This window comes from Stenotrophomonas sp. (assembly GCF_050737575.1).
Classification (GTDB): Bacteria; Pseudomonadota; Gammaproteobacteria; order Xanthomonadales; family Xanthomonadaceae; genus Stenotrophomonas.
In genome coordinates this window covers 421,026-445,982 of record NZ_JBOHXW010000001.1, presented here as the reverse complement: position 1 = coordinate 445,982, position 24,957 = coordinate 421,026, and the positions used below count along the sequence as shown (strand labels likewise).

Here is a 24,957-nt window from a genome sequence, read left to right as displayed (position 1 = left end):
GAGACATGGGCGGTAGTCAAACAGGGATGCGCGCACGCGGTCGGCTCGCGTTCGCCGCAGCGGAAGTTCCGGTCGCCGGCAAGGCCGTCGCAGTGTTTTTTCTAACGGGCATCTGCGCGGCGATTGGGGCGCCTGTACTGCCGCCGTTGTCGGTGTCCGGGTTGTTCGCGATAGCGGGCATCGTGTTGTGGTGGCGCGGCCGGAGCCTGCGGCTTGCGGGTGTGGTGTTGACGGGAATCGGCTGGGTCGGTCTGCATGCCGGTTGGGGATTGGCGGCGCAGCTGCCGTTCGCTGCAGAAGGACGTGAATTCACGGTCAGCGGTGCGGTGATCAGCCTGCCGGAGCATGAGGCGCGACGGACGCGCTTTCTGTTGCGGGTGGACGGCGACGACACAACGCCTCACCTGCAGGGACGGCGGCTGCAGCTGTCGTGGTACGACGATTTCGGCGCCACATCGCCGGGCCCGCGCATGCAATTGCATGCCGGTCAGCGTTGGCGACTGCAGGTGAGGCTGCGTGTGCCGCGTGGGCTGTCCAATCCCGGTGGCTTTGATGCCGAGCGGCATGCGCTTGCGCAGCGGATCAGTGCGACAGGTTTGGTGCGGTCTCCGGAAACCGCACGTTTGCTTGCGCCGCCAAGTGGACTGGCGGTGTGGCGGCAGCGCATGGCTTCGCGCATTGCGGGGCAGGTGCCATCGGCATCGTCGCGTTATGTGCAGGCATTGGCCCTGGGCGACACGCGCGGCCTCACCGATGACGACTGGCAGCGGCTGCGCGCCACCGGGCTGACGCATCTGATTGCGATCTCCGGTTTCCATGTCGGCATGGTGGCGGTGTGTGGCGCTTGGTTGATCGGCGGCATCTGGCGTTTGCTGCCGTGGTTGGGCCTGCGCTGGCCACGGCCGCAGGCGGCAGCTGCGGGTGCATTTATCGCGGCGCTGGTTTATGCGGCGGTAGCAGGCTTCGCGTTGCCGACGGTACGCACGGTGTTGATGGTGGCGGTGATCGTGCTGGCGCGTTTGTGGCGGCGGCCGGTCGATGTGTTGGGTTCGCTGGGTTTGGCCGCGCTGGCGGTGCTGCTGGTCGATCCGCTTTCGGTGCTGAGTGCGGGCTTCTGGCTGAGTTTTGCGGGCGTTGCATGGTTGGCGTGGTGTCTGCCGGAGCGCACGCATTGGTTGCGTGGCTTTCTGTCCGCGCAGCGGGTCGCGACGCTGGGCTTGTTGCCGTTGAGTGCGATGTTGTTTGGTCAGGCGTCGGCGATTGGGCCATTGGCGAATCTGGTCGCCATTCCCTGGTGGAGCCTGGTGGTGGTGCCGTTGGCGGTGCTCGGTACTGCGCTGGAGGTGGTGTGGTCAGGGAGTGGCGCGCTTGTGTGGCGCGCATCGGCATGGTGCTTTGATCTGAGTTGGCCGTTGTTTGAATTTCTTGCGGGCACTCGCTTCTCGTTGTGGTGGCTGCCTGAGCCTGCGTGGTTCGCGTTGCCGTTGGCCTTGTTGGGCGCGCTATGGATGTTGTTGCCGAGCGGGGTGCCGGCCAAGCCGCTGGCACTGTTGTTGTGGCTTCCGTTGTTACTGCCTTGGCGTGAACTGCCGGCCAAGGAGGAGTTCGAGCTGGTGATGCTGGATGTAGGCCAGGGATTGTCGGTGCTGGTGCGCACGCAGCAGCACACCTTGCTGTACGACGCGGGCCCGGCGGTACGTGACGGCTTTGATGCTGGCGAACGGGTGGTGGTGCCGGCGCTGCGGGCATTGGGCGTGGATGGGCTGAATCGTTTGGTGATCAGTCATGGTGACCACGATCACGCCGGTGGCGTGCCCGCCGTGCAGGCGGCGTTGCCTGTGGACGAGCTGCATGCGCCGCCGGGGTTGCCGTGGCCGGCGGCTTCTGAGTGTGTGGCCGGTCACGCTTGGGAATGGGATGGCGTGCGCTTTGAGTTTCTGCATCCGGTCGCCGACTTCCCGTATCTGCGCAATGAATCCAGCTGTGTGCTGAAGGTGGCGGGCAGGCACGGCTCGGTGCTGCTCATGGGCGATGTTGGCGAGGTGATCGAGCGCGGGTTGGTCAAGCGTGCGCGGGCGCAGCTGAAGGCGGATGTGGTGGTGCTGCCGCATCACGGCAGCGGCAATTCATCCGGCCCGGATTTCGTGGGGGCGACCGGTGCGCGCTTGGCGTTGGTATCGGCTGGGCACGGTAATCGGTTTGGCCATCCGCGCCGTGACGTTGTCGCGCGTTGGCAGCGTGCCGGTGCCGAAGTGCTGGGCAGTGCAGGTAGCGGCGCGGTGCGGGTCTGGCTGGGTCGCGACGGCTTGCAGCTGCGTGAGCGGCGGATGGCGCGTTCACGCTGGTGGGATGCCGCTGAGCGGGCGCGGGCGGCTGCTATCCTATCCGGGATCGAACAGACGGCCATGGTGCCGGAGGGGTTGGAACGTGTGGGAACTGGTCAAGGCCGGCGGTTGGCCGATGCTGCCGTTGTTGTTGTTGGGGGTGCTGGCGTTGGCGATCGTCCTGGAGCGTTTCTGGAGCCTGCGCCGTAACGAGGTGCTGCCGCCGGGGCTGGGGCAGGAAGTCCGCAACTGGGCCGCACGCGGCAAGTTGGACGCCTCGCATATCGAATCACTGCGTGCCAACTCTCCGCTCGGCGCACTGCTGGCTGCGGCACTGGAAGCCCGCAATCGTCCGCGCGACCAGATCCGCGAGCGCATCGAGGACACTGGCCGTCATCTGGTGCACCGGATGGGGCGCTTCCTCAATGCGCTGGGCACCATTGCGTCGGCCGGTCCGTTGTTGGGCCTGCTGGGCACGGTGGTCGGCATGATCCAGATGTTCATGGGCATCCTCGACCACGGCGTGGGCGATGTGAATCAGCTGGCCGGCGGCATCGGCAAGGCGCTGGTGTGCACCGCTACCGGCATGATCGTGGCGATCCCGGCGTTGATGTTCCATCGTCATTTCCGCAGCCGCATCGATGGCTATGTGATCGAAATGGAGCAGGAAGCGTCTGCGTTGCTGGATTCGCTGGATGGCCGCGCCGCCGTGCTGACGACCAACGCCGCCGCGGCAGCGCCGCGCCCGGCAGCAACCGCGAAGGCCTGAGTCACGATGCGCATCCGCGATAGCCGCAGCCAGGACGAACCGCATATCGATCTGGTGCCATTGATCGATGTGATCTTGGTGCTGATCATCTTCTTCGTGGTCACCACCACGTTTGATGCACGCTCGACCCTGCAAGTGCAGTTGCCAACGGCCAGTGATCAGAAGAACACCTCGCCGCCGCGCTCGCTGAGCGTGTTGGTGAATGCCGATGGCCGCTACTTCATCAATGACCAGGAAGTGCTGCGCACCGACGTGGAAGCACTCAAGCAGACCATCGCGCAGGTTGCCGGTGATGACCGCGAACAGACGGTGCTGCTGCGTGCCGATGCACGCACGCCGTACCAGGCCGTGGTAACCGCGCAGGATGCGTTGGGTCAGCTGGGGTTCCGCAGGATCGCGATTGCCACGGCGCCGGAGGCGAAGCCATGAGCATTACGACGGAAACCGCTTGGCAGACGTACAAACGGCTCTTGGCGTTTGCAAAGCCGTATCGCGGACTGTTGCTGCTGGCTGGGTTGGGCATGCTGGTCGAGGCCAGTGCGGGCAGTTACTTCGTGGCGATGATGAGCCCGGTCACCAATAGTCTGGTGAATCCGAAGGACATCAACGTTTGGATGCCGCTGGCCATTGTCGGCTTGTTCCTGCTGCGTGGTGTGGCGGGCTATTTGACTGATATCGGCATGGGCAAAGCCGCGCGCAGCATCGCCCGCGACATGCGTGTGCGGGTGCTGGGCAAGTACATGCGCCTACCCGGGCAGCGCTTCGATTCCGAGCCGGTGCCTTCAATGCTGGTGCGGTTGGGTTCGGACAGCGACCAAGTCGCGCAGGCCGCCGTGGATGCGATGAAAGTGGTGCTGCAGCAGTCGCTGCAGGCGCTGGGCGCGCTGATCGTGATGTTGTACCTGAGCTGGCAGGTAACGCTTGCCATCTTCGCGTTGGCGCCACCGCTGGCCTGGGTGATGAACAAAGTGGCCAAGCGCTATCGCCGCATCAGTCATCGCATCCAGGAAAGTGGTGCAGATCTGTTGCAGGCGGCGGACCAGACCCTGTCGGCCAATCAGGAAGTGAAGATTTACGGTGCGCAGCCCAATGAGCTGGAGCGTTATTCGTCGCTGGCCAACACCAACCTGCGCCTGGCAATGAAGGTGGAAGCAACGCGCAGCATTTCTTCGGCGATGGTGCAGTTGATTGGTTCGGTGGGATTGGCGGCATTGCTGTTGATTGCCGGTCACGAGGCCGCAGCAGGGCGCCTGACCGTCGGTGACTTCGTTGGTTTGTTGATGGCGATGTTGGCCATCATCCCCGCACTCAAGCAGCTGACCAACGTCCAGAACATGACCCAGCGCGGGATCGCTTCGGCGCAGCGCTTGTTTGCGGTACTGGATTCAGCCGATGAACCTGATACCGGCACTGTGCCGTTGGCACGCGCCAAAGGCGAGCTGGAGTTCCGCAATGTCACCGCCCGTTATCCAGGGCAGCCGAAGCCGGCATTGCAGGACATCAGCTTCATCGCGCAGCCGGGAACGGTTACCGCGATTGTTGGCCGTTCCGGTAGCGGCAAGTCGACCTTGATCAAGCTGATTCCGCGTTTCTACGAAGTGGAAGCCGGACAGATCCTGCTCGACGGTCATCTGCTGCAGGACTACAAACTGGCTGATCTGCGTCGGCAGATCGCTCTGGTCGGCCAGCAGGTCACGTTGTTCAATGGCAGCGTCGCGGAGAACGTCGCATACGGTGAGCTGCGCGAGCGCGGCCCCGATGCCTTGAACCGAGCCATTGCTGGCGCGAATGCGCTGGAGTTCGTCGAGCAGATGCCCGAGGGTTTGGATGCGCAGGTCGGTGCCAAGGGCGGCAAACTGTCCGGTGGTCAGCGTCAGCGTCTTGCCATCGCGCGCGCGATGCTCAAGGACGCGCCGATCCTGATTCTGGATGAAGCCACTGCCGCGCTGGACAACGAATCCGAGCGTCTGGTGCAGGACGCACTGCAGAAGCTCATGCCCGACCGCACCACGCTGGTCATCGCGCACCGCCTGTCCACCATCGAACATGCCGATCAGGTGTTGGTGATGGATCAGGGCCGCATCGTCGAGCGCGGCACCCACCAGCAATTGCTGGCATTGGGCGGCTTGTATGAGCACCTGTATCGCATGCAGTTCCGGGAGAGCCAGGACTGATGGAGAAGCGTGGTCCGCAGACGCCGGCCTATTGGTACGACGACGCGCCCGTGCCGTTGTTCGCCAAGGTGCTGGCGCCGGTGTATGCCGGTGTTTCCGGCTTGCGACGACAGCTGTATCGGCGCGGCTGGCTGCGCAGTAAGCAGGTCGCCGTGCCGGTGATCGTGGTGGGTAACATCACCGCTGGCGGCACCGGCAAGACACCGTTGACGATTGAACTGGTCAATCGTTTGCGTGAGGCCGGCTGGAAGCCCGGCGTCGCCAGTCGCGGCTATGGTCGCGACGAAGCAGGGACGGCGCGTTGGGTCACGTCGGAGTTGGCCGTCGAGCTGGGCGGCGATGAGCCGGCGTTGATCGCCTGGAAAACCGGTGCGCCGGTACGCGTGGACGCCGACCGCGTTGCTGCGGCCAAGGCTTTGATGGAGGTTGGTTGCGACGTGGTGGTCTGCGACGACGGCCTGCAGCATTACCGCTTAGCGCGTGATATCGAAATTGAAGTGGTCGACGCGGTGCGCCGTTACGGCAACGGCCGCATGATCCCGGCCGGTCCCTTGCGTGAGCCGGTGGCGCGTGCGCGCGAATGTGACTTCCGCGTGGTCAACCTGGGGCAGGCCAGTGATGCAACCGGCGACGTTGCCGGCGCGGGCTTTGGTGAGTGGTCGATGCGCTTGCGTATCACCAGTGCGCGGCCGTTGAACGGCGGTCGCGAACAATTGCTGCAGTCCTTTGCGGGCCAGCGCGTGCATGCGGTGGCGGGCATTGCCAATCCGCAGCGCTTCTTCCAGATGCTGCGTGCGCGCGGCATTGGCGTGGTGCCGCATGCCTTTGCCGACCACCATCGCTACGTGGCTTCGGATCTGTCATTCGGCAGCGAATTGCCGGTGCTGATGACCGAAAAGGACGCGGTGAAATGCCGCAGTTTCGCCAATCGCTGGCATTACGCCGTGCCGTTGCAGGCCGAACTGCCAGCGGCCTTCTGGATCGCGCTGCTTGATCGCTTGGGCAAGCTGGCGCGCGAATGACGTGTCGTGTACGGCAGGGAATGATCGAGCGGCAGTTCGGCTGTCGCTGCAAGGAGTTGAGATGAGTGTGATTCCAGAATTCGTGGTGGCCATTCCCGCTCGTTACGCGTCCACGCGTTTGCCAGGCAAGCCGCTGGCATTGCTGGCTGGCGAGCCGATGGTGCTGCATGTCGCGCGCCGTGCCTTGGCGGCTGGCGCCACTGAGGTTTGGGTAGCCACCGACGACGCACGCATCGCCGATGTGGTCGATGGCCTGGATGGCATCCGCGTGGCAATGACCAACCCGGCACATGCCTCGGGAACCGACCGCTTGGCCGAGTGTGCCCGGCAAGCGGGTTGGGCCGACGATGTGATCGTGGTGAACCTGCAGGGTGACGAGCCGTTTGCACCGGCCGCCGGCATTCGAGCCGTCGCCAGCGTGCTGGCCGACAGCGGTGCGCCGATGTCCACGCTGGCCACGCCGGTGGAAGATGCGCCGACCTTGTTCGATCCCAACGTGGTCAAGCTGGTGCGCACCGTACACGGCGATGCCCTGTACTTCAGTCGCGCGCCGATTCCGTGGCATCGCGACGCCTTTGCGCGTTCACGCGACGCGCTGCCGGCCGCGCAGTGGCTGCGGCACATCGGCATTTATGGCTACCGCGCCGGCTTTCTGCAGCAGTTCGCGGCGATGTCGCCGGGCACGTTGGAGCAGATCGAATCGCTGGAACAGTTGCGGGTGCTGGAAGCCGGGCATCGCATCGCCGTGGCGTTGTCGCCGGCGCCGTTCCCGCCGGGTATCGATACGCCGGAAGATCTTGAGCGCGCCGATGCGCTGATGAAGGGCGCGCTTTGAAGCTGCTGGTGATCTGCCTGGGCAACATCTGCCGGTCACCGATGGGCGAGGGCGCGCTGCGTGCGCGGATCGCCGAGGCCGGCCTGGCCGGTCGGGTGCAGGTGGACTCGGCTGGCACGTCGGGCTGGCACGCGGGAGATCCGCCGGATCGTCGCGCCGTGGCCTGCGCAAAGCGGCATGGGGTGGATATCTCCACGCTTCGGGCGCGACAGCTGATCACCGAGGATTTCCTGCATTTCGACCACATCTTCTGCGCCGACCGCGAAAACCTGACTGAGGCGCTGAAGCTCGCACCTGCAGAGGCCAGTGACCGGGCGGTGCTGTGGCTGCCGTGGGCCGGTATCAGCGACAGCGCGGTGGTGCCCGATCCCTATTACGGTGGCGATGCGGATTTTGAGCGCAGCTGGACACTGGTGGACGCGGCCGCCCGCGCGACGGTGCAGCGACTGTTCCAACGAGATGACTCCGGCATAATCCCGACATGAACGAAAAACGCGCGATGGAACTGCCCACGTCCGGCATCTGGCTCAACGCGGCACCTGCCACCCTGCAGGAGCTGCGCGGTCGTCCGGTGGCACTGGCTTTCGTCAACGGCGCCTCGGTCTGGAGCATGCAGCGTGTCGCTGAAGTGACGCGCTGGCAGGCCCGCAATCCCGGGCGCCTGCATCTGATTGTGGTGCAGGTGCCGCGCTTCGAGTTCGAGCGCGAACCGCAGCAGGCGTTGAAGCTGTTGCGCCGGCAGGGTGTGAGCGCGCCCATCGTGCTGGACGCGCACTGGGATGCATGGCGTCAGTTCGACGTGCAGTCATGGCCGACGCTGGTTCTGCTGGATGCCAAGGGCATCGAGCAGGAACGCTTGGTCGGTGCGACAGGTGAGTTGGAGCGGGCGCTCAACGGGCTGTGTGAAGGCCAGCAGCGGCCGTTGGATGAAGAGGGCTTTGGTGCTCGCGAGATCAATGCCGAGCCGCGTCTGCCGCTGTTGTTCCCCGGCGGGTTGGTCGTCACCCCGGAGCGCCTGTATGTAGCCGATACCGGCCATCACCGCATCCTGGAGTGCAATCACGCCGGTCGCGTGCTGCGCCAATTCGGCTTGGGCAGCGCGGACCTGATCAATGGCGGCCTTGGCGAAGCAGCCTTCAACCGGCCGCAAGGGCTGACGCTGGTGCGCGACGTGTTGTACGTCGCCGACACCGGTAATCACGCGCTGCGCCGCATCCACCTGCAGAGCGGACAAGTGGACACCTTGTGCGGCAACGGGCGCGCAGGTGACCCGCAGGCCGGCGTGTTGAACCAGCCCTGGGACAGTGCGCTGAACCATCCGGCCGATGTGGCGGTGGCCGACAATCAAATCCTGATCGCCATGGCCGGCGACAACCGCATCTGGAGCTACGACCTGGGCAGCCGCGAACTGCGCTGGCGCTCGGGTGCTGGCCCGGTGGAAGTGCGTGACGGCAGCGGGCATCTGGCCGCGTTCGCCCAGCCGACCAGCGTGGTGGCTGTACAGCAGACGTTGTATGTCTGTGACTCGCTGGGTTCGGCGATCCGCTCGGTGCAACTGCGAGGCGACCTGGTGCAGACCTTGGTCGGGCAGGGGCCGTGGGAGTCGGGCAATGTCGACGGGCCACGTTTGAATGCGCGTCTGCAATACCCGCTGGCAATCGCGATGGGCCCGGATTCGCCAATGTTGTGGATCGCCGACGCCGGTAATGGCTCGTTGCGCACGCTGCGACTGGGTGGTGGTGATATTTCCACCGTCAACCTGCCGCGTCGCCTGCATGGCCCCGGCGCGTTGTCGGTGGCCGCTGGCGCGATCTGGATCGCCGAAACCGACGCGCACGCCGTGCTTCGGTTTGATCCGCTCAGTGGTGAGTTGAGTGACGTGCCGATTGAAGGATGAACGAAGCAGCTTCCCCCGCATTTGATGGCAAGGCATTCGCTGCCGCGCTGAGTACCGCGCCCGGCGTCTACCGGATGTACGCAGCCGACGACACGCTGCTCTACGTCGGCAAGGCCGGTGCGTTGCGCAAGCGTGTGGGCAGCTATTTCAACGGCTCGCCCAAAAGCACCCGCATCATGATGATGCTGTCGCAGGTGGTGCGGATGGACGCGACCGTCACCCGCACCGAAGCCGAGGCGCTGCTGCTGGAAAACCAGCTGATCAAGTCGCTGTCGCCGCGTTACAACGTCTCGCTGCGCGACGACAAAACCTATCCGCAGGTGCTGCTGACCCGTGAGCAATGGCCGCGCATCGCGCTGCATCGCGGTCCGCGCGCAATCCCTGGCCGCTATTTCGGCCCGTATCCGGGCGTCGGTGCGGTGCGCGAAACGCTGAATTTGATGCACAAGCTGTTCAAGCTGCGCAGCTGCGAAGACAGCGTGTTCCGCAATCGCTCGCGGCCGTGTCTGCAGTATCAGATTGGCCGTTGCAGCGCGCCGTGCGTGGAGCTGGTGGCGCAGGCCGATTACGACGAATCGGTGCGGCGCGCGGGGTTGTTTCTGGAAGGAAAGAGTGACCAGCTTGCCGATGAATTGATGCAATCGATGCAGGCAGCCAGCGATGCGCTGGAATTCGAGCGCGCTGCGCGTCTGCGCGATCTTGTTGCCTCGCTGCGCAGCATGCAGAACCGTCAATACGTGGATGGGCAAGCCGCCGATCTGGACGTGCTCGCCTGCGCCATGCAAGGCGCCAGTGCGTGCGTGATGTTGTTGGCGTTCCGCGATGGTCGCAACCTTGGTACGCGCGCGTTTTTCCCGCGAACCAATGGCGAAGACAGCGCCGAGGAAGTGCTGGCCGCGTTCGTGTCGCAGTACTACGTCGAACACGCGCCGCCGCCGGAAGTGCTGCTGGATCGGCAGATTCCCGATGCGGAGATGATCGAAGCCGCATTGAGTGCGTCGGCCGAACGCAAAGTGGTGTTGAAATGGAACGTGCGTGGCGAGCGCGCAGGCTACGTCGAACTGGCCAGCCGCAACGCGCAGATCACCTTGGTCACGGAAATGGACAGCCAAGGTGCGCAACGGGCGCGCAGCGATGCATTGCGCGACTTGCTGGGCCTGGCCGAGCCGGTCAAGCGCGTGGAGTGTTTCGATATCAGTCACACGATGGGCGAAGCCACGGTGGCGTCCTGCGTGGTATTTGACGCCGCCGGGCCGGTGCGCGCGCAATACCGGCGCTACAACATCAGCGGCATCGAGCCGGGCGATGACTACGCGGCCATGCATCAGGCCATTGATCGCCGCTTCCGACGTGCAGTGGAGGAGGGCGGCGTGCTACCCGACGTGCTGTTGATCGACGGCGGCGCCGGCCAGTTGGCGCAGGCACAGGCGGCGTTGGCCGATCTGGGCGTCGAAGGCGTGGTGCTGGTAGGCGTGGCCAAGGGTGTGGAGCGGCGCGCCGGGCACGAAGCACTGGTGTTGCCCGATGGGCGCGAACTGCGCCCTGGCGCGGCTTCGCCGGCCCTGCAGTTCATTCAGCAGGTGCGCGACGAAGCACATCGGTTCGCAATCACTGGGCACCGTGGTCGCCGCCAGAAGGCGCGCATGACCAGCAAGCTGGAAGATATTCCCGGCATCGGTCCGCGTCGGCGCGCGAGCCTGCTCAAGCATTTCGGCGGAATGGCGGGGCTGAAAGCCGCTGGCGAGGCGGAAATCGCCCGGGTGGAAGGAATCAATGATGCCCTGGCCGCGCGTATCTACGCTAACCTTCATGGCCTGTCGGTTCCCGATTTGACAGCGGAGTAATACATTTAATGAAATTGACCATCCCCACCTGGCTGACGTTGTTGCGGATCGTGATGATCCCGGTACTGGTGCTGGTGTTTTACCTGCCCTATGCCTGGACCAACTTCGCCTCGGCGGCCATTTTCGGCCTGGCGGCAATTACCGACTGGCTCGATGGCTGGGTGGCGCGACGCTACGAGCAGCATTCTGCATTCGGCGCTTTCCTTGATCCGGTAGCGGACAAGTTGATGGTGGCGGTGGCGCTGTTCCTGATCGTGCAAGGGCATCCCACGCCGTGGATGGCATTCTGGGCGGCGGTGATTGTCGGCCGCGAAATCGCGGTGTCGGCATTGCGCGAATGGATGGCCGAGATCGGGCAGCGTGCCAAGGTGCGCGTGGCGATGATCGGCAAGGTCAAGACCACCGCGCAGATGGTTGCGCTGTTGTGTCTGTTGTATTCGGTTTCGCCCAAAGTGCCGTACACGGATATCTGGATGGGGGCGCCGGTTTTCCATATCGGTGACTGGATGCTGGCCATTGCCGCGATGCTGACCTTGATCTCGGGCGTGCAATACATGGTGGCTGCATGGCCGAGTCTGCGCGAAGAAGAAAAAACTGCACGCGAACGCGCCAGAAAAAGCTGAAAGGGCTGTTGACAGGTAGGCGATTGCCTGTAGAATTTCGCCTCCCAAGCGGGAATAGCTCAGTTGGTAGAGCGCAACCTTGCCAAGGTTGAGGTCGCGAGTTCGAGTCTCGTTTCCCGCTCCAGTTTGGGATTGAATTGGTACCGCCTCATGCGGGAATAGCTCAGTTGGTAGAGCGCAACCTTGCCAAGGTTGAGGTCGCGAGTTCGAGTCTCGTTTCCCGCTCCAGTTCAAGTTAGAGGCTGCCGTCCTGTATGGCGCCTTGAGGGGTTGGGTGGTTCGTCGCCGCGGCTGGCAACGGATGTTCCCTGAAGGAAGTTGGAAGCAACTCCCGAATGATGTGAAGAAAATTGTTAAAAATGCTGGCGCGTTGATTCTGAAGTCTGTAGAATGCGCCGCATCCCAAGCGGGAATAGCTCAGTTGGTAGAGCGCAACCTTGCCAAGGTTGAGGTCGCGAGTTCGAGTCTCGTTTCCCGCTCCAAATTCTGAAAAGACCCCGTAAAACGGGGTTTTTTCATATCGGGAAGAAGTCTCCCGGTAGTTCAAGTTGCAAAGTTTGGCCTGGTAGCAGAGTGGTTATGCAGCGGATTGCAAATCCGCGTACGCCGGTTCGATTCCGACCCAGGCCTCCATTTGAAGCCCTGAGAAATCAGGGCTTTTCTTTTGCCCGAAATTTGGCTCCGCTTTGATCTGGACCTGCCAAGCCGGGCTGGCGAAGGGGCGGCCATCGTGCGCCGATTGCGCTAGAATTCAGCCGAACTCCTGTTGATAGGTGGCCCGCGCAAAAACGCCGGTCGAGTGTGTGACATGAGCACTACCGCTGCCCACTGTTGATGCCACGCCACAGCCCTGTTGCAGGCGCCGTTGTGGCGCTTTTTTATTGCCCCGAATTTCCTGTCATGCCGCGCCGAAAACCGGCAATGGCTTCTGGTGAATCCCCATGATCAACATCACTCTCCCAGACGGCAGCGTCCGTCAATTCGAAAATCCGGTCAGCGTCATGGACGTGGCCCAATCCATCGGCGCCGGTCTGGCCAAAGCCACCATTGCCGGCGTCGTGGATGGCGTGCAGGTGGATGCCAGCGATGTGATCGCTCACGACGCATCGCTGCGCATCATCACTGCCAAAGACGAAGAAGGTGTGGAGATCATTCGCCACTCCTGCGCGCACTTGGTCGGCCATGCGGTCAAGCAGTTGTACCCGGACGCCAAGATGGTGATCGGCCCGGTTATCGCGGAAGGTTTCTACTACGACATCTACAGCGAGCGCCCGTTCACGCCGGAAGACATGGCGGCGATCGAGAAGCGCATGGCAGAGCTGATCGCCACCGATTACGACGTCATCAAGAAGGTGACGCCACGTGCGGAAGTGATCGAAATCTTCAAGGCGCGTGGCGAGGACTACAAGCTGCGCTTGATCGAAGACATGTCCGATGACATCACTGCGATGGGTATGTACTACCACCAGGAATACGTGGACATGTGCCGTGGCCCGCATGTGCCGAACACGCGTTTCCTGAAGTCTTTCAAGCTGACGCGCATCTCTGGCGCGTACTGGCGCGGTGATGCCAAAAACGAGCAGTTGCAGCGCGTTTACGGCACCGCTTGGGCCGACAAAAAGCAGCTTGAGGCCTACATCAAGCGCATCGAAGAAGCCGAAATGCGCGATCACCGTCGCATCGGCAAGCAGCAGGACTTGTTCCACCTGCAGGAAGAGGCGCCGGGCCTGGTGTTCTGGCACCCGAAGGGCTGGTCGATCTGGCAGGTCGTCGAGCAGTACATGCGCAAGGTGTATCGCGACAGCGGTTACGGTGAAGTGCGTTGTCCGCAGATTCTGGATGTGAGCCTGTGGCAGAAGTCCGGTCATTGGGACAACTACCAGGACAACATGTTCTTCACCGAATCGGAGAAGCGCACCTACGCGTTGAAGCCGATGAACTGCCCGGGCCACGTGCAGGTGTTCAATCAGGGCCTGCACAGCTATCGCGATCTGCCGATCCGTTATGGCGAGTTTGGTTCGTGCCACCGCAACGAGCCTTCGGGCGCGCTGCACGGCATCCTGCGCGTGCGTGGTTTCACTCAGGACGATGGCCACATCTTCTGTACCGAAAGCCAGGTTGAAGCCGAAGTGACGGCTTTCCACCAGCAGGCGCTGGCGGTGTATGAGGCCTTCGGTTTCGACGACATCCAGATCAAGATCGCGCTGCGTCCGGAATCGCGTCTCGGCGACGATGCCACTTGGGATAAGGCCGAAGGCGCACTGCGCACGGCGCTGTCGCATTGCGGTGTCGAGTGGCAGGAGCTGCCGGGCGAAGGTGCGTTCTACGGTCCGAAGATCGAGTACCACCTGAAGGACGCCATCGGTCGTACCTGGCAGCTGGGCACCATGCAGGTCGACTTCATGATGCCGGGCCGTCTGGGCGCCGAGTACGTGGACGAAAACAGCCAGAAAAAGCACCCGGTCATGCTGCATCGCGCCATCGTCGGTTCGATGGAGCGCTTCATCGGCATCCTGATCGAGAACCACGCCGGCTCATTCCCGGCCTGGCTGGCGCCCGTTCAGGTCGTGGTGGCCAACATTACCGACGCGCAGGCCGAGTACGTTGAGCAGGTTCGCAAAACCCTTGCGGATCAAGGCTTCCGGGTCGAGGCCGATTTGCGCAACGAAAAGATCGGCTATAAGATTCGCGAGCACACCCTGCAACGGGTGCCATATCTGCTGGTCGTGGGCGACCGCGAGAGAGACAATGGCGCCGTGGCAGTACGTACGCTGTCGGGTGAGGATCTGGGCTCGATGTCTGTCCAGGCCTTTGTCGAACGGCTGCAGGCCGAATTGAAGCAGTAAGCACGTTAGAGCCCCGGCCCCCGCGGATATCCGTTGGGGCCGGTTCGATTCCACTGGGAGATTGCAATATCAGTACCCCTGACAACAAACAGAACCGCAAAAATCAGGAAATCCGTGTGCCGCGCGTCCGCGTGATTGGCAGTGACGGAGAAATGATTGGTGTGTTGACGCGCGATGAAGCGCTGTCGATGGCCGAAGATGAGGGTCTCGACTTGGTCGAAATCCAGCCGCAGGCCGATCCGCCTGTGTGCAAGATCATGGACTTCGGCAAGTTCAAGTTCGAAGCGCAGAAGAAGGCCAATGAGGCCAAGAAGAAGACCAAGCAGGTCGAGATCAAGGAAGTGAAGTTCCGTCCGGTCACGGACGAGGGCGACTACCAGATCAAGCTGCGCAAGATGCGCGGTTTTCTGGAAGAAGGCGACAAGATCAAGGTCAACATCCGCTTCCGTGGTCGTGAAATGAGCCATCAGGAACTGGGTCGCGAAATGGCCAACCGGATCGAGACCGATCTGGGTGAGGACATCGTGATCGAGTCCCGTCCGCGCCTGGAAGGCCGGCAGATGGTCATGATGATCGCGCCGAAGAAGAAGTAAGCGGCAAGGCGGCATCAAGCCGCCTGTCAGCTGAACAGGGAGGGGCGAAAAGCCGGCCTCCCTGTTTGTATGCTCATTTCCCATTGAGATCAGCGCTGCTTGCGATTGCAAGTGGCTGGCTTCGTGGGCATAATGGGCGGCCCGGTTCGCCGGGATTGTTGTTTGTGTTACCCAGGACCTGCCTGCCTCCATCGGGAGTGTGGGCTTTAAACAGACAAGGGCACGGACGGAAAGTGTGGCGTAGCCACCGCCCAGTCAGTGAAAAGCGACCATCAAGGACATAGCAATGCCCAAGATCAAGACCAACCGGGCGGCGGCCAAGCGTTTCCGCAAGACCGCCTCCGGCAAGTACAAGTGCGGTCACGCCAACCGTAGCCACATCCTCACGAAGAAAGCGACCAAGCGGAAGCGTAACCTGCGTCAGACGAATCACGTCCGTGCAGAAGACGCAGGCCGTCTGGACCGTATGCTTCCCTACCTCTGAGGACTGAACCATGGCACGAGTAAAGCGTGGTGTGCAGGCGCGCCGCCGCCACAAGAAAGTATTGGATCTCGCAAAGGGCTATTACAACGCCCGTCGCAAGGTTTTCCGCGTTGCCAAGCAGGCAGTCATCAAGGCACAGCAGTACGCCTACATTGGCCGTAAGCAGAAGAAGCGCAATTTCCGTTCGCTGTGGATCACCCGCATCAATGCGGCTGCTCGCATCAACGGCTTGAGCTACAGCCGTTTCATGAATGGCATGCTCAAGGCTGGTATCACCCTGGACCGTAAGGTGCTGGCTGATATCGCTGTGCACGACGCAGCCGGTTTTGCCGCGCTGGCAGAAAAGGCCAAGAGCGCACTGGCAGCGTAAGTTCTTCCTGCAGCAGTTGTAGCGTTCACGCGCAGCGGCTGTGGTGAGACAATGCATGGGGAAGGGCGCAAGTCCTTCCCCATTCTTTTTTGTGTTGATTGCCGCTGCCGATGATTGCGCGGCGATCAAGCAATGGTGGCGACGGGGGTCGGCCCGGCGCTTACCGCGTAGGCACGCCGGCCAGAGGTTTCGTCGATCCCATGAGTGATATCCAATCCTTGACTGCGCAGGCGCTGGCCGATGTGGCCGCGGCGCAGAGCCCGGAAACGCTGGAAAACCTGCGTGTTTCGCTGTTGGGCAAGAGCGGCAGCATCACTGCCCAGCTCAAGCAGCTCGGCGCATTGCCGGCCGACGAGCGCAAGGCAGCTGGTGAGGCGATCAACCTCGCACGCGACGCGGTTTCCACTGCACTGGGTGAGCGCAAGGTGCTGTTGGAAGACGCTGCGCTGGATGCGCGTCTGGCCTCGGAAAGTATCGACGTCACATTGCCGGGCCGTCATGGCGAACGCGGCGGGTTGCACCCGGTCACGCGTACCTTGGAGCGCATCACCGAGATCTTCGGTCGCTTGGGTTATGAGTTGTCTGAAGGTCCGGAGATTGAGGACGATTGGCACAATTTCGAGGCGCTGAATTTCCCGCCGCATCATCCGGCGCGCGCCATGCACGACACCTTCTATTTCGGCGATGGCCGTCTGCTGCGTACGCATACCTCCGGTGTGCAGGTGCGTTACATGGGCGATCACAAGCCACCGTTGCGGATGATTGCCGCCGGCAAGGTGTACCGCAGCGACAGCGACCAGACCCACTCGCCGATGTTCCATCAGGTTGAAGGCCTGTTGGTCGACGAGCATTCCACCTTCGCCGACCTCAAGGGCACGTTGTCCGAGTTCGTGCGTGCGTTCTTCGAACGCGATTTCGAGATGCGTTTCCGGCCGAGCTATTTCCCGTTCGTGGAGCCGGGTGCGGAAGTGGATATCGCGTGGCAGCAGCCCGATGGCAGCACTCGCTGGCTGGAAGTGCTGGGCTGCGGCATGGTGCATCCGAACGTGCTGAGGAGTGTCGGCATCGATCCGGAGCGTTACACCGGCTTTGCATTCGGCCTGGGCGTAGAGCGCTTTGCGATGCTGCGTTATGGCGTGAATGACCTGCGCGCGTTCTTCGAGAACGACGTGCGCTTCCTGCGCCAGTTCGCCTGAGCCCCATGTCAGCGCCGAGTAATGCTCGGCTGCGGTATCTCCACACAGGCCAGGCGCATGCGCCGGCCCACCAGGATGGAAAACGATGAAATTCTCCGAAAGCTGGCTGCGTAGCCACGTTCCCACCAACGTTTCGCGCGATGAATTGAGCGCGGTGTTGACTGCCATTGGCCTGGAGGTCGAGGAAGTCACGGCGTTGGGCGTTGGCCTGGATCACGTAGTGGTTGCACGCATTGTCGAAGCCGAGCGTCATCCGGAAGCTGACCGTCTGCAGGTGTGCAAGGTCGATGCGGGGCAGGGCGAGCTGCTGCAGATTGTCTGCGGTGCACCGAATGCGCGTGTCGGGCTGGTCGCACCGCTGGCGATGGTGGGTGCGCAGATCGGCGAGTTGAAGATCAAGCCGGCCAAGCTGCGTGGCGTGGAGTCCAACGGCATGTTGTGCTCGGCCAAGGAGCTGGGGTTGGACAGCGATGCGTCCGGTCTGTTGGAGCTGCCCGATGACGCAGCCGTCGGCATGTCGCTGGTCGACTATCTCGGCTTGCCGGATGCCAGTATCGAAATCAAATTGACGCCGAACCGTGCGGATTGCTTCAGCGTGCGTGGCATCGCCTTCGATGTGGCCGCTGCGACGCATTGCGAAGTGCTGCCGTTTGCCGCTGCTGCGGTGCCGGCGCAGGGATCGCGTGAGTTGTCGATCCAACTCGATGCAGGCGCTGAAGCGCCGCGCTACCTCGGTCGTGTGATTGAAGGCGTGAACACCGCCGCACGCACGCCGTTGTGGATGGCCGAGCGTCTGCGTCGCAGTGGCGTGCGCCCGGTGTCGCTGCTGGTGGATATCACCCAGTACGTGATGCTGGAACTGGGCCAGCCGATGCACGCGTACGATCTGGATACGCTCAAGGGCAGTGTCGCGGTGCGTCGTTCGCGTGCGGGTGAAACGCTCAAGCTGCTGGATGGTCGCGACGCCGCGCTGGACGACAGTTTCCTTGTGGTGACTGATGCAGACCGTCCGGTGGGTCTTGCCGGCCTGATGGGTGGCTTCGATACCCGCGTGACCGACGAAACCAAGAACGTGTTCCTGGAGGCCGCGCATTTCGCGCCGGCCGCCATCATGGGGCGCGGCCGCAAGCTGGGCCTGCACACTGACGCCGGCCATCGTTTTGAGCGCGGCGTTGATCCGCAGTTGCCGCGTACCGCGATCGAATATGCAACCAAGTTGGTGTTGGAGCTGGCGGGCGGTACGCCGGCGCCGGTCACCGAGGCTGCGCGCGAAGCCGATCTGCCGGTGGCTGCTGCCATCACGCTGCGCCGCGCACGCATCCTGCGCGTGCTGGGCATCCAGATTGAAGACGCCGAAGTCGAGCGCATCCTGCGCGCGCTTGGCATGAAGGTGGAGGCCGCCGCCGATGGCTGGGCTGTGACTGGCCCGAGCAGCCGCTTCGATATCGCCATCGAAGAGGATCTGATCGAAGAGCTGGCCCGCATCCACGGCTACGACAAGATCCCGACCACGTTGCCGGGCGGCGCTGCGCGCATCGCCATGCCGAGCGAGACGCGTCTGGACGATCTGTCCGTGCGTCGGCAGCTTGTGGCGCGCGACATGCTGGAAACCATCAACTTCGCCTTCGTTGACGCGCAGTTGCTTGCACAGTGGAGCCAGGACGAAGCTCTGGTGCCGCTGGCCAACCCGTTGTCCGCCGAGCTGGCGGTGATGCGCCCGCTGCTGCTGCCGGGGCTGGTCGCAACGCTGGGCCGCAATGTGGCCCGTCAGGCGGGGCGTGTGCGTTTGTTCGAGGTGGGCCGCGTGTTCGCGCAGACCGCCGGCGAGGGCAGGCCGGCACCGCAGGAGACGGTGCGTATCGCTGCCGCCGTATGCGGCGACGCCGCTGCGCTGCAGTGGGGCGATAAGGCGCGCAAGGTGGATTTCCATGATCTGAAGGGCGACCTGGAATCGCTGGCTGCTGCTTCCGGCGCTGTGCTGGAGTTCCGTGCCTCGCAGCGTGCGTATGCGCACCCGGCCCGTTCGGCCGATATCTGGCGCGACGGCCAGTGCATCGGCTGGATCGGCCAAGTGCATCCGCGCGTGGCCAAGGCGATGGACATCGATGTGGACGTGCTGGGCTTCGAGCTGGATATGGAGCCGTTGGCGGGACGTGCATTGCCGCGCTCAGCCGAGCTTTCGCGGTTCCCGGCAGTGCGCCGTGACCTGGCGGTGGCAGTTGCTGAATCGGTCAGCTGGGCCGAGTTGGCTGCGACCATTCGACAGGCGGCAGGTGAGCTGCTGCGCGAGGTGGTGCTGTTCGATCGTTATGTTGGGCAGGGCGTCGAACCGGGTTTCAAGAGCTTGGCTATGGGCTTGATTCTGCAGGACAAATCACGCACTCTCACGGATCGCGACATCGAGACCGTGGTCACCGAGGTGGTGGCTGCCATTGATCGCGGGCACGGCGCAAAGATCCGTGGTTGAGGCGGCACACAGGGAGCTGGTATGGCATTGACAAAGGCGGAGATGGCGGATCGTCTGTTCGACGAAGTCGGTCTGAACAAGCGTGAGGCCAAGGAGTTTGTCGACGCGTTCTTCGATGTGCTGCGCGATGCATTGCAACAGGGGCGTCAGGTAAAACTGTCCGGTTTCGGCAATTTCGACCTGCGGCGCAAGAACCAGCGCCCGGGCCGCAACCCCAAAACCGGCGAGGAAATTCCGATTTCCGCTCGTACGGTAGTGACCTTCCGTCCGGGCCAGAAGCTCAAGGAAAGGGTAGAGGCATATGCTGGATCCGGGCAGTAACCGCGAACTTCCGCCGATTCCGGCAAAGCGCTACTTCACCATTGGTGAGGTCAGCGAGTTGTGCGACGTCAAGCCGCACGTGCTGCGCTACTGGGAAACCGAGTTCCCCAGCCTTGAGCCGGGCAAGCGCCGTGGCAATCGTCGTTACTACCAGCGCCATGACGTGCTGATGGTGCGGCAGATCCGCGGCCTGCTGTACGAACAGGGTTACACCATCGGTGGCGCACGTTTGCGCCTGGAAGGCGACGGTGCCAAGGAAGAGTCGGCACTGAGCAACCAGATCATCAAGCAGGTGCGGATGGAGTTGGAAGAAGTGCTGCAATTGCTGCGCCGCTGATCCATTTTTGATTCAAAGCCGGTATAATCGCCGGCTCGCCGCAAGGCGAAGCAGTAACGATCGGGGCGTAGCGCAGCCTGGTAGCGCATCTGCCTGGGGGGCAGAGGGTCGTCGGTTCAAATCCGGCCGTCCCGACCAATTACTGATTTAAGAACAAGGGCTTGCGCTTCGTTGCACAGGCCCTTTTTGCTTTCTGCCGTTCTTGACCGGAGCTTTGCTAGCGTGATCGCTGTTGCCTGTCATCAGAGGCGCTGAAGGAGCTGAACCATGAAGTCATCCGTAGGCTGTTTTGGCGTCGTCATCGCTGCTGGTGTTTTGGCGGGTTGTGCGGCCAAGGAGGCGAAGGTTGAGGTTGGGCCACAGCGGATCGGGATGGCCAATCCTGCCTCGGTGCATTGCGTGAGCAAGGGCGGCAAGGTGGAGATCCGGAAGGATAAGGATGGTGGTGAGTTTGGCGTGTGCCACTTACCTGATGGGTCGCAGGTGGACGAGTGGGAGCTTTTTCGCAGCGACAATCCGAAGCCGGCTGGCTGATTTGCGTGATTGATCTTGGGTGTGGTTTTGCTTTTGTTTGATCTGACGGCTTGGGCGTCGCGCGTTCTGCAGCAGCAGGGTGCGCGTAAGGCAGGATTCCTTGTGAGGCTCTGCCGAGCATGGCTCGGCACTACCTGTGCGCTCGGCTCGCTGCACCCCGAGGTTGCTCGAACGCGGAGCGCGGGCTGCCCGGTTTATTCGCCGGGCTTGGCGGCGGCTATGGGCGATTGCGTGGCGGACCGGCGTGCCAGAACGGCTTCGCGATGGGCGATGTAGGCGTTGGAGCCGAGAATGATCAGCGCGCCGAGTACGGTCCAGCGGTCGAGGGTTTCGCCGAACAGCAGCCAGCCCATGACGACGACGAGCGGAAGCTGGGTGAAGCTGATGGGCGTCAGTGCCGAGACTTCGCCCAGTTTCAATGCGCGGGTCCACAGCAGCTGGCCGGCCGTGCCCATCACGCCGGTGAGCAGCAGCCACAACCAGGCGATGCCGGCGGGCCATACCCAGACAAACAAGGCAGGCACCAGCGACAACGGCACCCAGAATACGTAGGTGTAGAAGACCACGGTGTCCGGGCCGTCGATGCGGGTGAGTTGTTTGATCTGGATGGCGACCAGCGCGCTGAGCAAAGCGGCCAACACGGCGATCAGGCTGCCGGCCTCGAAGCCGTGTGAGCCTGGGCGCACGATCACCAGCACGCCGATGAAGCCGGCGATCACCGCCGCCCAGCGTCGAATGCGCACCTTTTCGCCCAGCCACAACACCGCCGCGATGGTCACGAACAGCGGCGTCGAGTACGACAGCGAGATGGCCTGCGACAACGGCAGGTGACCTATCGCCCAGAAGCCGCACAGCATTGAGGCCAGGCCGATTGCGCTGCGCATGAAATAGCGCGGCAGCTGCTGCGTACGAAGTGAGCCGCGGCCCGGGCGTAGCAGGACCGGCAACAGCGCCAGCAAGCCGAAGGCGTTGCGGAAGAAGGCGACTTCCTGGGTGGGTACGTAGCGGGTGGCGTAGCGGATGGCGATGGCCATCAGGCCGAACGCCATCGCGCTGCCAAACATCAACAGCGCCGCGCGTACCGGGATGGAAAGGGCAGAGGGGGTTGCAGAATTACTCACCACTGCGCGCCGATCAGCCTTGGCTCTGGTTCGATGAGTACACCAAATTTCTCAAGCACGGATGCCGACACGCGACGCGCGAGCGCCAACAGCTCAGCACCCGTCGCCGCGCCGTGATTGACCAGCACCAAGGCGTGGTTGGGCGAAATGCCGGCATCGCCGTCGCGCTGTCCTTTCCAGCCGCTGGCTTCGATCATCCATGCGGCGGAGATCTTGCGGCTGCCTTCGTCATTGCCCGGGAACACCGGCAATTCCGGATAGTGCTGCAGCAGCACGTTCACCTGATCCAACGGCAGCACCGGATTCTTGAAGAAGCTGCCGGCGTTGCCGAGTACATCGGGATCGGGCAGTTTGCGGCGACGAATGGCGATGACGGCGTTGGCGACATCGGCGGCGACGGGCAGGTCGATGCCCATGGCTTTGAGTTCTTCGCGAATGCCGGCGTAGTCCAGCCGCAGCTCATGCAGCAGCGGCAGGCGGAACTCGACAGCGGTAATCAGGTAGCGATCGGCTTCGTGCTTGAACAGGCTGTCGCGGTACGCAAAGCGGCAGGCTTCCTGATCCAGTCGCGCCCACGTCTGCTCCCGCGTATCCCAGACTTCGACAGTCTGGATGAAATCGCCCACCTGCGCGCCATAGGCGCCGATGTTCTGGATGGGCGCGGCACCCACGGTGCCGGGAATCAGCGCCAGATTTTCCAGTCCAGACAAGCCTTCGCCCAGCGACCACGCCACCAGCTCATGCCAGATGACGCCAGCACCGGCGCGCACGATGGCGTGATCGGCGCGGTGCTCAAGGATGGTGATGTCGCGGTTGTTGAAGGTCAGCACCGTGCCTTCCGGGTCGGCAGCCAGCAGCACATTGCTGCCGCTGCCCAGTACCAGCAGGGGACTGTTGCCGACGATGGTGGCCAGCACTTCGGGAAGGGCGGCGGGATCGTTCACCTGCAACAGGCGCGGCGCATACGCAGTGACGTGGAAGGTATTGAGGTGCTGCAGCGAAGCGCGCTCAGTGAGCGACCAGGCGGGGGGAGTGGTCGTCATAGCGGTGCGACGGCGCCTCCGGAAGGAGATTCGCGACGGCGACGAATCGCATCGACGCAGTCGCCGATCAAGCCGGCGCCCTGGAAGATCAAGCCGCTGTAGCACTGCACCAGCGAGGCGCCAGCGGCCATTTTGGCCACGGCGTCAGCGCCGGAACTGATACCGCCCACGCCGATCAACGGCACGGATTCCGGCAGGCGCGCGCGCAAGCGACGCAGCACCAGCGTGGACTGACCCAGCAACGGTACGCCCGACAAACCGCCTGCTTCCTTGGCCAGCGGATCGGTTTCAACCGACCCACGGCTGATGGTGGTGTTGGTGGCGATGACGCCATCGACGCTGAGTTCGCTGAGTACACGCGCGGCGGCGTCGATGTCGCGATCGTTCAGGTCCGGCGCCACCTTGACCAGCATCGGCACGCGGCGACCGTGCTGACTGGCCAGCCGTTCCTGTGCATCTCGCAAGCCGGTGATGAGGCGACGCAATGCCTGTTCTTCCTGCAGCTCGCGCAGACCGGCAGTGTTGGGCGAAGAAATGTTGACCGTGATGTAGTCGGCCAGCGGGTACACCTTTTCCATGCAGATCAGGTAATCGGACAACGCATCTTCGTTGGCCGTGTCCTTGTTCTTGCCGATGTTGATGCCGAGCGGGCCGGGGCGATTGCGTACGCGCTCGACGTTTTTCACCAGCACATCCACGCCCAGGTTGTTGAAGCCCATGCGGTTGATGATGGCGCCGTGCTTGGGCAGCCGGAACAGGCGCGGCTTGGGATTTCCTTCCTGCGGGCGCGGGGTAATGGTGCCGATTTCGACAAAGCCGAAGCCCAGCGCGAACAGCGCTTCGATGTGCTCGCCGTTTTTGTCCAGGCCAGCAGCCAAGCCAACGGGATTGGGAAAATTCAAACCATAAACCGTGGTCGGCAGCGGTTTGGCGCGGCTTGCGACCAGCGGTGTGGTGCCGGTGCGCCAGGCCAGGTCCAGCGCGGACAGTGCGAGACCGTGCGCGCGCTCGGCGTCGAAAGCAAACAAAAAGGGGCGGGCAATGGAATACATAAGCTCAGTTCAACGTGCCGATAAACGCACGGGTTTGGTACTCGAAGGCAACCTGGCCGTTGACGGCGCAGGCATCGAACAACTGCTGCAGTGCGGCCAGCATGGGAAGGTGGCGCGGATGCCCGGCTTGCGGCGCATACGAGGAAGACAACAAGCGGCCACGCAGGCTTTCCAGATCCAGATGCTGCACGTTCGGGAAGCGCGCGATGCCGCGCAGGCCGTCGCCGAACCAGACGCGCATTTCGTCATCACTTTGGTAACGCTCGGCGACCTCGGTGTAATCGGTGCCGTAGTCGATCAGTAGGCGCTCGTAGCCAAGAAGGAAGGGCGAGGCGTCCAACAGACGGGAATTCCAGAACACCAAGGCCATGCCGCCGGGCTGCAGAATACGCGCCCATTCGCGGCGTACCGCGTTGGTGTCAAACCAATGAAAGGCCTGCGCTGCAGCGACCAAGCCGACACTGGCGTCGGCGAGGGTTGTGGCTTCGGCAGTGCCGTCGACGAGCTGAAGGCGCGGATAGTCGGCACCGAGCCATTGCGAGGCGGCATCACGCATGGGGCCGTTGGGCTCCACGGCGATCACCGGGTGGCCGGCCGCCAGAAACACCTGCGTGGAAATGCCGGTGCCTGCGCCGATATCGGCAACGCGCGTTTCGCTCGGTACGCCGATGTCGTGATGCAACCATTCCAGCAGCGCGGGCGGATAGCCCGGGCGATAGCGGACGTAGTCGGCTACGCGGCTGCTGAAGCGTTCGGTTGAATCAGAGTGACTCATGCGGACCTCACGAATTCAATGCTGCGATCCAGGCCAAGCCGCCGAAGAACAGGATGAAGGCGAGGATGCCGATGATCCACATCGCCACCGACAACCAGCCCAGGATCAGCCCGGCGATTGCCAAGCCATCGCCTTCCATCCGGCCGTTGCTGCGGCTGATCTCACCGCGTGCCAGGTGGCCGAAGATGATGGCGCCGATGCTGCCCAGGAAGGGGATGAGGGTCCAGCCGAGAATACCGGCAACCAGGCTGATCACGGCATACGTGCTGGTCTGGCGTGGTGCGGGGATGCTCATCGTTGAACCTCCAATCAGATGCGGAGACGGACGGG

24 protein-coding genes and 5 tRNA genes are annotated in these 24,957 nt (G+C 63.0%); 24 read left to right on the top strand and 5 right to left on the bottom strand.

Annotated features, from left to right (window positions below; translation table 11 throughout):
- The first annotated feature begins 26 nt into the window (after nucleotides 1-26).
- From ACREP4_RS02090 to ACREP4_RS01975, 24 genes are all read left to right on the top strand, one after another.
- Nucleotides 27-2,534, top strand: coding sequence for a DNA internalization-related competence protein ComEC/Rec2 (locus ACREP4_RS02090; RefSeq protein ID WP_431594769.1), 2,508 nt, complete (start codon nucleotides 27-29; stop codon nucleotides 2,532-2,534).
- The gene (locus ACREP4_RS02085) at nucleotides 2,428-3,093 is read left to right on the top strand and encodes a MotA/TolQ/ExbB proton channel family protein (RefSeq protein ID WP_431594540.1); all 666 of its coding nucleotides are present in this window, start codon (nucleotides 2,428-2,430) and stop codon (nucleotides 3,091-3,093) included. The genes ACREP4_RS02090 and ACREP4_RS02085 overlap by 107 nt, the downstream gene beginning before the upstream one ends.
- A gap of 6 nt (nucleotides 3,094-3,099) precedes the next feature.
- On the top strand, nucleotides 3,100-3,522 hold the full coding sequence (locus ACREP4_RS02080; RefSeq protein ID WP_431594539.1) for an ExbD/TolR family protein: 423 nt from the start codon (nucleotides 3,100-3,102) through the stop codon (nucleotides 3,520-3,522).
- Complete coding sequence (gene msbA / locus ACREP4_RS02075) at nucleotides 3,519-5,267, top strand: lipid A export permease/ATP-binding protein MsbA (protein WP_431594538.1); 1,749 nt, start codon at nucleotides 3,519-3,521, stop codon at nucleotides 5,265-5,267. Before ACREP4_RS02080 ends, msbA begins: the two co-directional genes overlap by 4 nt.
- Nucleotides 5,267-6,289 carry a tetraacyldisaccharide 4'-kinase gene (gene lpxK, locus ACREP4_RS02070; RefSeq protein ID WP_431594537.1) on the top strand — a complete coding sequence of 341 codons (1,023 nt, stop codon included), beginning with the start codon at nucleotides 5,267-5,269 and terminating at the stop codon, nucleotides 6,287-6,289. Before msbA ends, lpxK begins: the two co-directional genes overlap by 1 nt.
- A gap of 70 nt (nucleotides 6,290-6,359) precedes the next feature.
- On the top strand, nucleotides 6,360-7,124 hold the full coding sequence (kdsB, locus tag ACREP4_RS02065) for a 3-deoxy-manno-octulosonate cytidylyltransferase (RefSeq protein WP_431594768.1): 765 nt from the start codon (nucleotides 6,360-6,362) through the stop codon (nucleotides 7,122-7,124).
- Complete coding sequence (locus tag ACREP4_RS02060) at nucleotides 7,121-7,609, top strand: low molecular weight protein-tyrosine-phosphatase (protein ID WP_431594536.1); 489 nt, start codon at nucleotides 7,121-7,123, stop codon at nucleotides 7,607-7,609. The genes kdsB and ACREP4_RS02060 overlap by 4 nt, the downstream gene beginning before the upstream one ends.
- Entirely contained in the window at nucleotides 7,606-9,021 is a 1,416-nt protein-coding gene (locus ACREP4_RS02055) for a hypothetical protein (RefSeq protein ID WP_431594535.1), read from the top strand. The genes ACREP4_RS02060 and ACREP4_RS02055 overlap by 4 nt, the downstream gene beginning before the upstream one ends.
- Nucleotides 9,018-10,865 (top strand): excinuclease ABC subunit UvrC, encoded by a 1,848-nt coding sequence (uvrC, locus tag ACREP4_RS02050; protein ID WP_431594534.1) that lies wholly within the window; start codon nucleotides 9,018-9,020, stop codon nucleotides 10,863-10,865. The genes ACREP4_RS02055 and uvrC overlap by 4 nt, the downstream gene beginning before the upstream one ends.
- 8 nt (nucleotides 10,866-10,873) lie before the next feature.
- Nucleotides 10,874-11,488 (top strand): CDP-diacylglycerol--glycerol-3-phosphate 3-phosphatidyltransferase, encoded by a 615-nt coding sequence (gene pgsA / locus ACREP4_RS02045; protein ID WP_431594533.1) that lies wholly within the window; start codon nucleotides 10,874-10,876, stop codon nucleotides 11,486-11,488.
- 48 nt (nucleotides 11,489-11,536) lie between these two features.
- Nucleotides 11,537-11,612: transfer RNA gene (locus tag ACREP4_RS02040), tRNA-Gly, on the top strand.
- A gap of 28 nt (nucleotides 11,613-11,640) precedes the next feature.
- Nucleotides 11,641-11,716: transfer RNA gene (locus tag ACREP4_RS02035), tRNA-Gly, on the top strand.
- Between the two features lie 178 nt (nucleotides 11,717-11,894).
- Nucleotides 11,895-11,970: transfer RNA gene (locus tag ACREP4_RS02030), tRNA-Gly, on the top strand.
- A 77-nt stretch (nucleotides 11,971-12,047) separates the two neighbouring features.
- Nucleotides 12,048-12,121: transfer RNA gene (locus ACREP4_RS02025), tRNA-Cys, on the top strand.
- 308 nt (nucleotides 12,122-12,429) lie between these two features.
- Nucleotides 12,430-14,334 carry a threonine--tRNA ligase gene (thrS, locus tag ACREP4_RS02020; RefSeq protein ID WP_431594532.1) on the top strand — a complete coding sequence of 635 codons (1,905 nt, stop codon included), beginning with the start codon at nucleotides 12,430-12,432 and terminating at the stop codon, nucleotides 14,332-14,334.
- Between the two features lie 53 nt (nucleotides 14,335-14,387).
- Complete coding sequence (gene infC, locus ACREP4_RS02015; protein ID WP_269791908.1) at nucleotides 14,388-14,927, top strand: translation initiation factor IF-3; 540 nt, start codon at nucleotides 14,388-14,390, stop codon at nucleotides 14,925-14,927.
- Between the two features lie 286 nt (nucleotides 14,928-15,213).
- A complete protein-coding gene (gene rpmI / locus ACREP4_RS02010; RefSeq protein WP_002811096.1) occupies nucleotides 15,214-15,411 on the top strand; it encodes a 50S ribosomal protein L35 in 198 nt (65 codons plus the stop codon).
- 10 nt (nucleotides 15,412-15,421) lie between these two features.
- On the top strand, nucleotides 15,422-15,781 hold the full coding sequence (gene rplT / locus ACREP4_RS02005; RefSeq protein ID WP_431594531.1) for a 50S ribosomal protein L20: 360 nt from the start codon (nucleotides 15,422-15,424) through the stop codon (nucleotides 15,779-15,781).
- 200 nt (nucleotides 15,782-15,981) lie between these two features.
- Entirely contained in the window at nucleotides 15,982-16,977 is a 996-nt protein-coding gene (gene pheS / locus ACREP4_RS02000) for a phenylalanine--tRNA ligase subunit alpha (RefSeq protein WP_431594530.1), read from the top strand.
- Nucleotides 16,978-17,062: 85 nt separating this feature from the next.
- Complete coding sequence (pheT, locus tag ACREP4_RS01995; protein WP_431594529.1) at nucleotides 17,063-19,444, top strand: phenylalanine--tRNA ligase subunit beta; 2,382 nt, start codon at nucleotides 17,063-17,065, stop codon at nucleotides 19,442-19,444.
- A gap of 21 nt (nucleotides 19,445-19,465) precedes the next feature.
- Nucleotides 19,466-19,765 carry an integration host factor subunit alpha gene (locus ACREP4_RS01990; protein ID WP_232147785.1) on the top strand — a complete coding sequence of 100 codons (300 nt, stop codon included), beginning with the start codon at nucleotides 19,466-19,468 and terminating at the stop codon, nucleotides 19,763-19,765.
- Nucleotides 19,746-20,102: a MerR family transcriptional regulator gene (locus tag ACREP4_RS01985; protein ID WP_431594528.1), complete on the top strand. Its 357-nt coding sequence runs from the start codon at nucleotides 19,746-19,748 to the stop codon at nucleotides 20,100-20,102. The genes ACREP4_RS01990 and ACREP4_RS01985 overlap by 20 nt, the downstream gene beginning before the upstream one ends.
- Nucleotides 20,103-20,163: 61 nt before the next feature.
- Nucleotides 20,164-20,240: transfer RNA gene (locus ACREP4_RS01980), tRNA-Pro, on the top strand.
- A 129-nt stretch (nucleotides 20,241-20,369) separates the two neighbouring features.
- Nucleotides 20,370-20,636 carry a putative hemolysin gene (locus ACREP4_RS01975; protein ID WP_431594527.1) on the top strand — a complete coding sequence of 89 codons (267 nt, stop codon included), beginning with the start codon at nucleotides 20,370-20,372 and terminating at the stop codon, nucleotides 20,634-20,636.
- Nucleotides 20,637-20,830: 194 nt separating this feature from the next.
- Here ACREP4_RS01975 and ACREP4_RS01970 read toward each other — a convergent pair whose 3' ends face one another.
- Genes ACREP4_RS01970 through ACREP4_RS01950 form a run of 5 tightly spaced genes read right to left on the bottom strand, consistent with a single transcriptional unit; the run spans nucleotide 20,831 to nucleotide 24,922 of the window.
- Entirely contained in the window at nucleotides 20,831-21,700 is an 870-nt protein-coding gene (locus tag ACREP4_RS01970; RefSeq protein ID WP_431594767.1) for a DMT family transporter, read from the bottom strand.
- A gap of 53 nt (nucleotides 21,701-21,753) precedes the next feature.
- Nucleotides 21,754-22,800 (bottom strand): UDP-N-acetylmuramate dehydrogenase, encoded by a 1,047-nt coding sequence (murB, locus tag ACREP4_RS01965; RefSeq protein WP_431594526.1) that lies wholly within the window; start codon nucleotides 22,798-22,800, stop codon nucleotides 21,754-21,756.
- Nucleotides 22,797-23,852, bottom strand: a complete 1,056-nt coding sequence (locus ACREP4_RS01960) for a quinone-dependent dihydroorotate dehydrogenase (RefSeq protein ID WP_431594525.1) — start codon at nucleotides 23,850-23,852, stop codon at nucleotides 22,797-22,799. The genes murB and ACREP4_RS01960 overlap by 4 nt, the downstream gene beginning before the upstream one ends.
- A 4-nt stretch (nucleotides 23,853-23,856) precedes the next feature.
- Nucleotides 23,857-24,627 (bottom strand): class I SAM-dependent methyltransferase, encoded by a 771-nt coding sequence (locus tag ACREP4_RS01955; RefSeq protein ID WP_431594524.1) that lies wholly within the window; start codon nucleotides 24,625-24,627, stop codon nucleotides 23,857-23,859.
- A 7-nt stretch (nucleotides 24,628-24,634) separates the two neighbouring features.
- Nucleotides 24,635-24,922 carry a DUF4190 domain-containing protein gene (locus ACREP4_RS01950; RefSeq protein WP_431594523.1) on the bottom strand — a complete coding sequence of 96 codons (288 nt, stop codon included), beginning with the start codon at nucleotides 24,920-24,922 and terminating at the stop codon, nucleotides 24,635-24,637.
- Nucleotides 24,923-24,957: the final 35 nt, after the last annotated feature.